General features: G+C 67.0%; 12 protein-coding genes. 7 read left to right on the top strand and 5 right to left on the bottom strand.

All coding sequences use genetic code 11. The features are described from left to right. Positions 1-177 precede the first annotated feature (177 nt). The 4 genes from ACM6JT_RS08555 to ACM6JT_RS08540 all read left to right on the top strand — a co-directional run bounded on the left by ACM6JT_RS08555 (position 178) and on the right by ACM6JT_RS08540 (position 4,507). A complete protein-coding gene (locus ACM6JT_RS08555) occupies positions 178-1,350 on the top strand; it encodes an HPP family protein (RefSeq protein WP_414856270.1) in 1,173 nt (390 codons plus the stop codon). Between the two features lie 97 nt (positions 1,351-1,447). Continuing rightward, positions 1,448-1,861 carry a MarR family winged helix-turn-helix transcriptional regulator gene (locus tag ACM6JT_RS08550; protein ID WP_034180240.1) on the top strand — a complete coding sequence of 138 codons (414 nt, stop codon included), beginning with the start codon at positions 1,448-1,450 and terminating at the stop codon, positions 1,859-1,861. Between the two features lie 21 nt (positions 1,862-1,882). Then, the gene (locus tag ACM6JT_RS08545) at positions 1,883-3,670 is read left to right on the top strand and encodes a chloride channel protein (RefSeq protein WP_131948874.1); all 1,788 of its coding nucleotides are present in this window, start codon (positions 1,883-1,885) and stop codon (positions 3,668-3,670) included. Positions 3,671-4,171: 501 nt separating this feature from the next. Then, entirely contained in the window at positions 4,172-4,507 is a 336-nt protein-coding gene (locus ACM6JT_RS08540) for a hypothetical protein (RefSeq protein WP_174418674.1), read from the top strand. A gap of 92 nt (positions 4,508-4,599) precedes the next feature. Here ACM6JT_RS08540 and ACM6JT_RS08535 read toward each other — a convergent pair whose 3' ends face one another. Further along, on the bottom strand, positions 4,600-4,920 hold the full coding sequence (locus ACM6JT_RS08535) for a pyrimidine/purine nucleoside phosphorylase (protein ID WP_006478890.1): 321 nt from the start codon (positions 4,918-4,920) through the stop codon (positions 4,600-4,602). Between the two features lie 205 nt (positions 4,921-5,125). Continuing rightward, entirely contained in the window at positions 5,126-6,028 is a 903-nt protein-coding gene (locus ACM6JT_RS08530; RefSeq protein WP_034180242.1) for a LysR substrate-binding domain-containing protein, read from the bottom strand. A gap of 182 nt (positions 6,029-6,210) precedes the next feature. Between ACM6JT_RS08530 and ACM6JT_RS08525 the strand changes: the two genes are divergently transcribed. The 3 genes from ACM6JT_RS08525 to ACM6JT_RS08515 all read left to right on the top strand — a co-directional run bounded on the left by ACM6JT_RS08525 (position 6,211) and on the right by ACM6JT_RS08515 (position 9,533). After that, complete coding sequence (locus tag ACM6JT_RS08525; RefSeq protein WP_128841371.1) at positions 6,211-7,395, top strand: M20 aminoacylase family protein; 1,185 nt, start codon at positions 6,211-6,213, stop codon at positions 7,393-7,395. Positions 7,396-7,438: 43 nt separating this feature from the next. Beyond that, on the top strand, positions 7,439-8,758 hold the full coding sequence (locus ACM6JT_RS08520) for an MFS transporter (RefSeq protein ID WP_414856269.1): 1,320 nt from the start codon (positions 7,439-7,441) through the stop codon (positions 8,756-8,758). Between the two features lie 232 nt (positions 8,759-8,990). Further along, on the top strand, positions 8,991-9,533 hold the full coding sequence (locus ACM6JT_RS08515; RefSeq protein ID WP_217587646.1) for a cysteine hydrolase family protein: 543 nt from the start codon (positions 8,991-8,993) through the stop codon (positions 9,531-9,533). Positions 9,534-9,610: 77 nt separating this feature from the next. On the opposite strand, the gene ACM6JT_RS08510 is transcribed toward ACM6JT_RS08515, so the two are convergent. From ACM6JT_RS08510 to ACM6JT_RS08500, 3 genes are all read right to left on the bottom strand, one after another. Further along, complete coding sequence (locus tag ACM6JT_RS08510; protein ID WP_034180246.1) at positions 9,611-10,714, bottom strand: porin; 1,104 nt, start codon at positions 10,712-10,714, stop codon at positions 9,611-9,613. A gap of 63 nt (positions 10,715-10,777) precedes the next feature. Next, positions 10,778-11,197 carry a DoxX family protein gene (locus ACM6JT_RS08505; protein ID WP_034180247.1) on the bottom strand — a complete coding sequence of 140 codons (420 nt, stop codon included), beginning with the start codon at positions 11,195-11,197 and terminating at the stop codon, positions 10,778-10,780. Between the two features lie 191 nt (positions 11,198-11,388). After that, entirely contained in the window at positions 11,389-12,666 is a 1,278-nt protein-coding gene (locus tag ACM6JT_RS08500) for a c-type cytochrome (protein ID WP_414856268.1), read from the bottom strand. Position 12,667 lies beyond the last annotated feature (1 nt).

Raw genomic sequence — 12,667 nt, 5'->3', positions numbered from 1 at the left:
AAATTTGCGCTATTGCCAACCACCCAAGCTTTCGTCCAATGAAAGGTTTATGCAAGGCGCGTACGTCGTGCGCGCGCAACGGCTTGATGCAGCGCGACAATTTGTATCACAATGCAATATAATTTCGCCCTTGTCGCCGCGCATACCCGCGCTGTCATTTTTACCGCTTACCCGTCCATGTCGTCAGGCTCCTCTTCGTCGCACCGCACGTTGCGTCAATGGCTGCACAGTTTCATTCCCCATCCGATGTCGCTCGGCTGGCGCGAGCGACTGCGTTCATGCACGGGCGCGCTCGTCGGCATCGCGACGGTCGGCGTCACGATGCGGTGGCTGCCCGGCGTGCCGGGCCTCGTGCCGCTGCTCGTCGCGCCGATGGGGGCATCGGCCGTGCTGTTGTTCGCGGTGCCGGCGAGTCCGCTCGCGCAGCCGTGGTCGATCATCGGCGGCAATCTCGTCGCGGCGACGGTCGGGGTCGCGTGCGCGTTATGGATCGCCGATCCGATTACGGCCGCCGCGGTCGCGATCGCATGCGCGATCGGCGGCATGTTCGCACTGCGCTGCGTGCACCCGCCGTCGGGCGCCGTCGCGCTCACGGCCGTGGTCGGCGGCCCGGCAATCCATTCGCTCGGATTCAGTTTCGTGCTGGAGCCGATCGCACTGCAATCGGCGATCCTGCTGTCAGCCGCGCTCGCGTATCACGCGCTGACCGGGCACCGCTACCCGCATGGCGGCGCGCGCGCCGAAGCGAAACCACAGGCAGGCGCCGCGCCGGCGCGCGGCGGCTTCACGCGCGGCGACCTCGACGCGGTGCTGAAGCGTCGCGGCGAATGGCTCGACGTCGATCCGGATGATCTCGAAACGCTGCTGCGCGAAACCGAGATGCAGGCCTATACGCGCACGTTCGGCCAGCTCAAGTGCGCCGACCTGATGACGAAGAATGCGATCGAGGTCGCGCCGTCGACGTCGGTGACGGCCGCGCTCACGCTGCTCGACCGCCACCGCGTGAAGGCGCTGCCCGTCGTCGACGGCGAAGGCCGCCTGGTCGGCATCGTCACGCGCGCCGACCTCACGCGCCAGCTGCGCCGCCCGACCCCGCTGTGGCAACGCCTGTCCGCACGGCTGCCGCAATCGTTCGGCGGCCAGCCCGCGAGCGTCGCGGCGGTGATGACGCGCGACGTTGCGTTCGTGCAGGAAACGATGCCGATCACCGCGCTCGTGCCGCTGTTCACGCATTCGGGCCATCACCATATTCCGGTCGTCGACGCGTCACGCCAGCTCGTCGGGATCATTACGCAGACGGATCTCGTCACGGGCCTTTACCAGCAGACGCAGATGCCCGAGGCTGCTTGACGCAACGCGGAATGCAGTCATTCCGCATTAATTCGGCCATTTATATCATGTTGTGATATATTTATCGCTTCCGAAACCGACTGCCCGACCGACCTCGATGAACGATACCAGACGCGCGCTGAACAAAAGCGATTTCCAGCAACTGTCCGAGTTCCGCTACCAGATGCGCCGCTTCGAGCGCTTCTCCGAACGCGCCGCGCAAAGCGAAGGCGTGACGCCGCTGCAATACCTGCTGCTGCTGCACATCAAGGGTTATCCGCATCGCGAATGGGCAACCATCGGCGAGCTCGCGGAACGCCTGCAGGCGCAGCATCACGGCGTCGTCGCGCTGGTGACGCGCTGCGAAGCGCTCGGGCTCGTGAAGCGCAAGACGAGCGAAGCCGACCGCCGGCAGGTCGAGGTCCATCTCGAACAAGCCGGCGAGACGCTGCTCACCCGCCTCGCGGCGATGCATCGCGCCGAGCTGAAGTCGCTCAAGGGCACGTTCCAGGTTCCCCAGATCGATTACTGACCCCTTGCTTTTACCACTCCGATGAACGCACCGCACAAACGCGATTTCTCGACCAACGAACGCCTGCCCAGGATCGCGTTGCTTGCCGCCGGGATCGGCCTGCTCAGCACGCTCGCCGCGTTCGTGCTGTTGAGCCTGATCCACCTGTTCACGAACCTGTTCTTCTTCCAGCAGTTCTCGTTCGCCGACCGCTCTCCGGCGAACCATACGCTCGGCGCATGGGTGATCGTCGTGCCGGTGATCGGTGGGTTGATCGTTGGGATGATGGCGCGCTTCGGTTCGGAAAAGATTCGCGGCCACGGCATTCCGGAAGCGATCGAGGCGATCCTGTTCGGCAAGAGCCGCATGTCGCCGAAGGTCGCGATTCTCAAGCCGCTGTCGTCCGGCGTCGTGATCGGCAGCGGCGGCCCGTTCGGCGCCGAAGGCCCGATCATCATGACGGGCGGCGCGCTCGGCTCGCTGATCGCGCAGTGCGTACACGTGACCGCGGCCGAGCGCAAGACGCTGCTCGTCGCCGGTGCGGCCGCAGGGATGACGGCCGTGTTCGGCACGCCGGTCGCCGCGGTGCTGCTCGCGGTCGAACTGCTGCTGTTCGAATGGCGTCCGCGCAGTTTCCTGCCGGTTGCGCTCGCGTGCGCGGTGGCCGGTTTCGCGCGCGCGCTGTTGTTCGGCGTCGATCCGCTGTTTCCGCTCGCCACGGCCGCGCCGACGCCGGTCGCGCTGCTGTCGTGCATCGTCGCGGGCCTGCTGTCGGGCATGCTCGCCTGCGGCCTGTCGGCTGCGCTGTACCGCGTCGAGGACACCTTCGCGAAGCTGCCCGTGCACTGGATGTGGTGGCCCGCGCTCGGCGCGATCGTGATCGGCATCGGCGGCTGGCTCGAACCGCGGGCGCTCGGCGTCGGCTACGACGTGATCGGTGATCTGCTGCACCAGCACATCGCGTTGGAGATCGCGCTCGCGCTGCTGATCGTGAAGGCCGTGATGTGGGTGATCGCACTCGGCTCGGGTACGTCGGGCGGTGTGCTCGCCCCGCTGCTGATGCTCGGCGCAGGCCTCGGCACCGTGCTGTCGCCGGTGCTGCCGGGCGGCGATCCGGCGCTGTGGCCGCTCGTGTGCATGGCCGCGACGCTCGGCGCAACGCTCGGCGCGCCGCTGACCGCGATCGTGTTCGCGTTCGGCCTCACGCACGACGCCAACGCGCTGCTGTCGCTGCTCGCGGCGACGCTCGTCGCGCACGGCTTCGCGACCGTCGTGATGAAGCGCTCGATCATGACGGAAAAGATCGCGCGCCGCGGCTATCATATCTACCGCGAATACGGCGTCGATCCGCTCGAGCGGCATGACATCGGCGAAGTGATGACGTCCGCCGACCGGCTCGTCGCGATCGACGGCGCGTCGACGCTCGACGCCGTCGACATGCAGTACTTCGGCGCGAAGCAGACGCACCGTGCGTACCCGGTCGTGCAGAACGGCCGCCTGCTCGGCCTCGTCGATCGCGCAACACTCGACGCGCAGCGCGCACACGCCACGGCCGACACGCCGATCTCGGCCGCGTTCGCAGACCGCGTGCCCGCCGTCGCGCTTGCGCACGAGACGTGCCGCGTCGTCGCATCGCGTCTCGCGATGCTCGGCCTCGAACGCCTGCCGGTCGTCGACGACGAGCAATCGCTGCGCATCACGGGCATCGTGTCGCGCAGCGACCTGATCAAGCCCGCGCTCCAGCACTTCGATGACGAACAGAAGCGCGAGCGCTTCCGTCCGATCGTCCCGGCCAACCTGCGCGACATCGGCACGCGCAAGGCCCGCTGACACATCCCGCATGCGCGGGCGAGCAACGTGCCCTCGCCTCACCTCGCTGCACGATGCGGCGCGCGCCTCGCGCACCGCATCGCATTCCGCTGCTTCCCGCGTTTAAAGTTGGTTAACAATCCGACCGACGAAAGTTTGTCATCATGGTCCTCATGCGACGGGGCCAACACAATCAAGCCATTCCACTTCGCGATCAGATAAAGAGTCGCGGCACGGCATGCAGACACATGCCGCTCGCCGCGACCGTCATGTCACCACACGACCGGGCAGCGCGCCGACCGGGCAACGCATGACGTCGTTGCCGCATCGCCCGTCCACCAACGGGCCGCACACGATGCATGCCGCGCCGCAGCAGAGTGCACAGCACCGCAGCCGCCGTTTGGCAAGCGCGTTAACAACTTGTTTCGGAATAGCCGGAACCGTGCTTGTCCGCTGCGATCTCACTAGCACGCAGTACTGCTGCGCATCCCACTCAATCAATCACGACTCGAGGGAGATAACGTGAACGTGAAATACTTACCGCTCATCGCATTGACCGTGGCATTTTCTGCTCATGCAGCCGATTCTGCCCTGCAGAACGTGGGACAAAGCCAGAAACCCGCCGACCAGGTGGCGCAGTGCATCGCGAAGACCTGGGCCGACAAGTCGCAGCAACAGGTGACGTCGCAGTATGAACTGGCGAACGGCCTCGCGATGGCAGTTTATGCACCGGGCCAGCAGCCGCCGAATGGCGCCGCTGCCGTGGTGCGCCCGGCCAACGCCGCAAACGCGAAGACCTGGGTCGGTTTCCGCGGCGGCGATGCGTCGTCGGCCGGCGACATCAACGCCTGCCTGTAACGAGACGAGAACAGGCGCTCCGGATGGCCTTGCGCCATCCGCTTGCGACAAGCCCCGCTTCGGCGGGGCTTTTCTTTTTGTGCCGCCCGCGCTTACAGGTAGCTGCAGACGTAGTCGAGCGTCTCGAGCACTTCGATGTCGAAGCGGCTCTTGCCCGGTACCGAGAACGATTCGCCGGCGCCGTAGGTTTGCCATTCGCTGCTGCCGTCGAGCTTCACGCGGCACTTGCCGGCCTGCACTTCCATCAATTCGGGCGCGTCCGTGCCGAAGTTGAGCGCGCACGGCAGGATCACGCCAAGCGTCTTGCGCGTGCCGTCCGGGAAGAGCACGGTATGCGACACGCACTTGCCGTCGAAATAGACGTTCGCGCGCTTGACGACCGATACGTTGTCGAATTGGGTTGCACTGGTCATGTGATGCCTCTGCTTGCTGGATGCCGGATGGCGATGTTGTTGGAGGCCGGCCGGAGCGGCGGGCCGGCCGCTATGATACCGGCTCGCGCGGCGTGCGCCGGAACTGCGCGCCCGGCGGGCAAGCGTCGTGCCGTTCAAACGACAGCGCGGCGCACCATATCGTCAGGATGACTACGCGATGACGGTCGCTTCCCGAGATGCCGGCTCACCGCAGCCCCTTGCGTCGCGCCGAATCGCGCAGGCAATCGAGCAGCATCGCCGCGGCCGGCGTCAGCGGGCTGTCGCGGCGCGTGACGACCTGCACCGACACGGCCGGCAAACGCTCGCGAATCGGCAGCACCGTCAACTGATCGCGTGCCCACTCGCCCTGAAGCAGTTGCTCGGGCATCGACGCGATCAGGTCGCAACCCGTCATCAGGCTGTGCGCGAGCCCGAAGCTCGGGCATTCGACGATGCGCGCCGGCACCGGCAACCCGTGCGCGACGAACGAATTGAACAGCGCCTGCGTCGAGCTTTCCGGTGACGGATTCATCAGCCAGTCGGCCTCGACGAGATCGGCGAGCGACGTGGCCGACGCGAGCGGATGCTCGTTGCGCGCGACGATCAGCGAGCGGCTCGCATAAAGCTCCGCATGATCGAACTCGGCCGCCAGCAATTCGGGCACGACGACAGCCACCGCAAAATCGAGCGAGCCGTCGTGCAGGCGCGGCAGCGCCACGCCCGGAAACCCTTCGATCAGGTTGACGCGCGCCACCGGAAAGCGGCGCCGGAACGCGCGAAACGCATCGGGCAGGATCGTCACCGCGGCGGCCGGCGTGATCGCCGCCGCGACGGAGCCCGTCGTCGCCCCCTGCGCCTGCTCGATGTCGTCGCGGGCGCGCTGCATCTCGGCGACGATCAGCCGCGCGCGCACCTGCAATTGCTGGCCGAATGCGGTGAGCTGCACGCCGCGCGCGGTACGCACGACGAGCGACACGCCGAGCGCGATCTCCAGTTCCTTGACCGCCTTCGTCAACGCAGCCGGCGACACGTTCAGGCGCCGCGCGGCCGCGCGAATGCTCCCCTCTTCCGCGACGGTGACGAACGCTTTCAGCTGATGGTATTTCATGGCGGCGATGCGTGATCCGTGGAAACCCGGTACCCGGCCGTACGCGCCGGTTCAGGGTATTCCCGAGCGGCAACCGGTGGTGAGCACCAAAGCAATTTAGCAGCTTCTGGTGCGCAAAAGAAATTTATATGCTTGCACGTCATATGCGCGTCAAACGCCCCACCGGCCCCACAGGAGAGACCATGTTGCAAGCCGTGAACCCCGTCATCCCCGGCATCGCCGCGATCGCCCCCGAGCTGGTCGAGGTGCGCCGCCGCATCCACGCTCATCCCGAACTCGCGTTCGAAGAGACGCTCACGAGCGATCTCGTCGCCGAGCTGCTCACCGGCTGGGGTTATGAAGTGCATCGCGGCATCGGCAAGACGGGCGTCGTCGGCGTGCTGCGCGAAGGACAAGGCACACGCACGGTCGGCCTGCGCGCCGACATGGACGCGCTGCCGCTCGCGGAAGCCACGGGCTTGCCGTACGCGAGCCGCCATGCGAACAAGATGCACGCATGCGGCCACGACGGTCACACCGCGATGCTGTTGTGCGCGGCGCGCCACCTCGCGGCGACGCGCCAGTTCTCCGGCACGCTGAACCTGATCTTCCAGCCGGCCGAGGAAAACTTCGGCGGCGCGAAGGCGATGATGGACGACGGCCTGTTCGACCGCTTCCCGTGCGATGCGATCTTCGCGATCCACAACATGCCGGGCCGCGCGGCCGGCGACATGGCCTTCCGCACCGGTGCCGCGATGGCGTCGGCCGACCGCGTGACGATCACGCTGCGCGGCGTCGGCGGCCACGGCGCGATGCCGCATTTCGCGCGCGATCCGATGTCGGCCGCGGGCAGCATCATGGTCGCGCTGCAGACGATCGTCGCGCGCGAGGTCGACGCGCAGCATGCGGCCGTGATCACGGTCGGCAGCGTGCAGGCCGGCGAGACGTTCAACATCATTCCCGAAACCGTCGTGATGAAACTGTCGGTGCGCGCGCTGAACGCCGACGTGCGTGCGCTGCTCGCGCGCCGCATCGAAGCGCTCGTGAAAGGCCAGGCGGAAAGCTTCGGCGTCACCGCGGAAGTCGACTACGACTACGGCTACCCGGTGCTCGTCAATCATGCGGAACCGACCGCGTTCGCGGCCGACATCGCGCGCCGGATGCTCGGCGCCGAGCGGGTCGAAACCGAGGCCGCACCGCTGATGGGCAGCGAGGATTTCGCGTTCATGCTGGAAGCGCGCCCCGGCTGCTATGCATTCATCGGCAACGGGATCGGCAGCAAGGGCGGCTGCATGGTGCACAACCCCGGCTACGACTTCAACGACGACATCCTCGCGATCGGCGCGAGCTACTGGGTTCGCGTCGCCGAAGCCTGGCTCGCGGCCTGACGGCCCTTCACCACGCAGTTTCGCGCTTACCCGGGGGAATCCCATGGAAACGTCTGCCTTTTCGTTCGCCGGCACGCCGGCCGATGCCCGCGCCGCCGCGAAGAAACGCCGGCTGATCGCGGCCGCTGCCGTCGGCAACGCGCTCGAGTTCTACGACTTCACGGTCTACAGCTTCTTCGCGATCCTGATCGGCAAGCTGTTCTTCCCGGTGCATTCGTCGTTCGGACAGCTGATGCTCGCGGTCGCGAGCTTCGGCGTCGGCTTCGTCACGCGTCCGCTCGGCGGGCTCGTGATCGGCATGTATGCCGACCGCGCGGGCCGCAAGAAGGCGATGATCCTGACGCTGCTGCTGATGGCGCTCGGCACCGCGATGATCGCGGTCACGCCGACCTTCGCGCAGATCGGCCTCGCGGCGCCGCTGCTGCTCGTGCTCGCGCGCCTGCTGCAGGGGTTCGCGTCGGGCGGCGAAGTCGGCGCGTCGACGACGCTGCTGCTCGAGCAGGCGCCGCAGCATCGGCGCGGCTTCTACGCGTCGTTCCAGTTCTCGAGCCAGGGGCTCGCCGCGCTTGCGGGCGCGCTTACCGGCGTCGCGCTGACGTCCACGCTGAATGCCGCGCAGCTCGAAAGCTGGGGCTGGCGCGTGCCGTTCATCATCGGCACGCTGTTCGTGCCGATCGGCTATTGGTTGCGCCGCACCGTCGAGGAAGTGCCGGCCGCTACGCCTGTCGCCGCGCACGACGAGCCGGTCGCGTCGCTGCCGCTCGCCGACGTGCTGCGCCATCACGGCAAGGCCGTGTTCGCGGGCCTCGGCGTGACGATCGGCGGCACGTCGATCCACTACATCATCGTGTTCTACATGGCGATCTACGGCGTGCAGGTGCTGCACCTGCCGACCTGGCTGTCGATGACGGCCGGCTGCGTCGCCGGCGCGATCCTGATGTTCGTGACGCCGATCGGCGGCCACCTGTCCGACGTGTACGGGCGCAACCGGATCGTCTGGTGGACACGCATCGTGCTGATGGCCGCGATCTACCCGGCGTTCATCGCGCTGAACCGCTGGCCGGGCGCCGCGTCGCTGCTGTCGATCATCGCGGCGCTGTCGATCGTGCATGCGATCAACATCGGCGCAACGGGTGCGATGCTCGGCGAACTGTTCCCGCGTGCGGTGCGCGCGACTGGCGGCGCGCTCGTGTACAGCGTCGGCGTCGCGATCTTCGGCGGCTTCGCGCAGTTCTTCGTCACGTGGCTGATCGCGGCAACCGGCAACCCGAATGCACCCGCTTGGTATGCGATCGGCTGCGGCGTGCTCACGCTGCTCGCGATACGCTGCATGGACGAAAAGGCCGGGAAGTCGCTCGACTGAGCAGCGGCAAATGTGCGGCACGCGATTGACGCGGTGCGTGCGCGTCGGGCATGATCGCTCCATGCGCAACGCCACGACCACTTCTTCGACCACGACGCGCACGACCGCCTTCGGCGGGCTCGTGCGGCAAGTGCGCGCAAGGTCGTAGCGCCACCGATTCCTCACAGGCCCCGCCGGTTCCGGACGGGGTCTTTCCGCTTCTCCGTCCGTACCGGTCACTCAGGAGAATGCGATGTCCGAAGCCCCTTCCCCCAAACGCGCGCTGCTCGTCGTCGACATGCAGGTCGGGCTGTTTCATGGCCTCGATCGTCCGCACGACGGCGACCGTGTGCTCGCGAACATCAACCGGCTGATCGGCCGCGCACACGAAGCCGGTGCGCCCGTGTTCGCCGTGCGTCACACCGGCCCCGCCGGCTCGCCGATTGCGCCCGGCTCGCCGCTCACAGCGCTGCTGCCGGAACTCGCGATTGATCCCGCGCGCGACACCGTGTTCGACAAGACCAGGCCGAGCTGCTTCGCGGGCACACGACTCGCCGAGTGGCTGCGCGCGGCCAACATCGGAGAACTCGTCGTCACCGGGATGAAGACGCAGTACTGCGTCGATACGACCTGCCGCGCGGCCGCCGATCTCGGCTTTCGAGCGGTGCTCGTTGCCGACGCGCACACCTGCATGGATACGCCGGCCCTGTCGGCCGAGCGGATCGTCGCGCATCACAATGCGACGCTCGACGGCCCGTTCGCGATGCTGACGACGACCGAGGCGTGTCTGTTCTGACCGGCACCAGCCTCACGCCGTAAACGCAACAACGCACGGACGATTACCGCCCGTGCGTTGCTTGGTAGCTACCCCGCTCAGAACGTATGCATCATCCCCACATACGCCCCCGTCTGCGACTCGCCCGTCAGCGGGCTCGTGCCCGACGTCGCGTCGCGCGGCGTCGCGAGCAGCGAGAAGTTCGAGTTGCCGCCGTTGCGCACATACGCGACGGTGCCGTACAGGAACGTGCGCTTCGACAGGTTGTACGTGGTGCCGAGCACGTACATCATCGCGTGGCCCGACGGATCGTGCGACGCATCGCCGCCGCCGTCGCCGACCTTCACGTAGTACCCGCCGCCCGTCACCGCCCACTGCGGCGTCGCGGTGTAGGTTGCGCCGAGCCAGTAGTGATCGGCGCGATCGGCGACACCGGCCGGGCTGTCCGGCGCCTGGTAGTGCGTATACGCGCCCTGGATCTTGAACTTCGACACCTTCACGTTCGCGCCGACGAAATACTCGCGCGACGCGGTGAAGATGTTGCTGAACTTGCCGTTGTTGTCGCGCAGTTCGTCGTAGATGCCGCGCACGTCGAGCACCGGCGAGTGGTACGAGATCATGATCCCGTCCGAGCGGCCGAAATCGTCGGCGGCGCCGTAGTTGAAGCCGCGCGACTGGTTGCCGAACGCGTATTGCGCCTGCACGTCGAAGCCGCCGATCACCGGGCTGTGATATTCGATGTTGTTGCTGCTTTGCTGCCAGTTGCGGCCGCGCACGAGCGATGCCGACGAAAACGCCTGCTGCACGAACGGATCGAATTCCCACACGCCGTCGCTGTCGATGAACAGGTTGCGGCCGGCCTGCAGCTGGCCCCACGTGTCGCTCTTCAGGCCGACATACGCGCGCCGCGACCACATGCGGCCGCCGCCGGTCTGGCCGTTCATCACCTGGAACGCGGTTTCGAGGTTGAAGACCGTCGACAGCCCGCCGCCCAGATCCTCGATGCCCTTCAGCCCGAACATGCTGGTGCCCCAGTCGCCGCTTTCCGCGCTCCAGCGCGACTTGCTGCCGTTCGGCGTCGCGATGTGGTTCAGGTATTCGACGCCGCCGTCGACACGGCCGTAAAGCGTCACGCTCGTTTGTGCAAAAGCGGCCGCCGGTGTGGCGGCCGCGATCAGCCATGCGAAATGTTTGAGTCGCAAAATGATGCCCCCTCGGAGTCTCGACCTTCCAGCGCGCGCCCCATGCGCGCGCCACGGGCCCGTTTATCCGCGATCGATCGAAAAACGTCCGGGGCCCGCCGCGCAGAGCGCGAGCAGGCCGCCCGAGATCGCGATGTTCTTGTAGAAATGAATCATGTTGTTGATCTGCTCGCCGCCCGTCATCGTCCAATAGTGGTGGCCGATGATGGCGGTGCCGATCGTATACAGCGCAAGCAGCAGCGCGAGCGGCCGCGTCTGGAAGCCGGCCAGGATCGCGACCCCGGCGAACAGCTCCATCGCGACGGAGATGGCCGCGGACACGATCGGCGCGGGCGCGCCTTCCGAACCCATGAACGCGATGGTACCGGGGAAGTCGACGATCTTCTTCCACCCGAACATCACGAACAGGATCATGAGCAGGATCCGGGCAAGCAGCAGCAGCACATCGCGCTGGGACGCGAGAAACGGTTGATTCGGTGTCATGGTGTCGATCAACGAAAAACGATGCGCGGCTCGCGCACCGGATTGCCAATGAACCGGGACGGGCAGCCGCCTGCACTGCCCGCCCCGCTCTGCAACAACCGGCATCGGGGTCCGCCCGATGTGCTGTGCTCCTCCTCTCGTTCGATGCCGCTCTTCTTCGATGTTGCGCTGCTACGCCGTCGCGCGCCGCGTCAACGCAGCTTCGCGACGTCCTGCTCGGTCACCTTCGCGGCCGGATTGCCGAACTGCCCGGTCAGGTAGTTCGTCAGCGCGGCGATCTGCGCATCCGACAGCTCGTGGCGGAACGCCGGCATCCCGACGTCCTCGCTGCCGGCCTTGCGCTGCACGCCGTTCAGGATCACCTGCACGAGGTTGGTCGGATTCGGTGCGCCGACCGTCGAGTTGTGGAACAGCGGCGGGTAATACCCGTCCGGCGTGCCCTTGCCCTGCATCTGGTGGCAGGTCGCGCAGTTGCCGAGATACAGCCGCGCCGGATCGATGCCCGACGACGCGAGCGCGACGCCGCGCAGCTTCAGGCCATCCTCGGCCGGCTTGCCCCACGACGAGCGCGACTGCTTCGCGTCGCCGCCGGCGACGGCCGGCACCGTGCGGATGTACGTCGAGATCGCGCCGATGTCGGATTCCGTCATCTTCGAGAAGCTGTGCTCGATCGCCTCGGCCATCGGGCCGGCCGCCTGCGCGACGCCCGGCACGCTGCCGGTGCGCAGGTACTGCACGAGCTGCTGCTGCGTCCAGCCGCCGATCCCCGCGTTCGGGTCGGACGTGATGTTGTAGCCGTCCCAGCCCGCGAGCACCGAGCCCGACAGGAAGCTGCCGCCCGACTCGTCGAGCGATTTCTCCTGCATCGCGATGCCGCGCGGCGTGTGGCACGTGCTGCAGTGCGCGAGGCCCTGCACGAGATACGCGCCGCGGTTCCACTCGGCGCTCTGTGCCGGCTTCGGCTGGTACACGCCGTCCTTCAGGAACAGCCAGTTCCAGATCTTCAGCGGCCAGCGCATGCTCAGCAGCGCGGGAATCTCGTTCTTCGGCGGCGCCTGCTTGACCGGTTCGACGCCGTGCATGAAGTACGCATACAGCGCCTGCACGTCGTCGTCGTTGATCTTCGCGTACGACACGTACGGCATCGCCGGGTACAGGTTGTCGCCGTTCTTCGAGACGCCGTGGCGCACCGCGCGCTCGAAGTCGTCGAACGTCCAGTTGCCGATGCCCGTATCGGGATCGGGCGTGATGTTGCTCGTGTAGATCTTGCCGAGCATCGGCACGGGCATCCCGAGGCCGCCCGCGAACGGCTTGCCGCCCTTCGCGGTGTGGCACGCCATGCAGTCGCCCGCGATCGCGAGGTATGCGCCGCGCTTGACCTGCGCCGGATCGGCCGCGTCGGCCGCGCGCGCGAGCCCCGGCAGCGCGAGGCAGCCGGCGAGGAGGAAGGTGAGAGTAGATTTCCGCACG

The organism is Burkholderia sp. IT-111MI5, assembly GCF_949752865.1.
Lineage (GTDB): Bacteria > Pseudomonadota > Gammaproteobacteria > Burkholderiales > Burkholderiaceae > Burkholderia > Burkholderia pyrrocinia_C.
The sequence above is the reverse complement of the archived record's forward strand: the minus strand, read 5'-3'. Positions and strand labels throughout refer to the sequence as shown.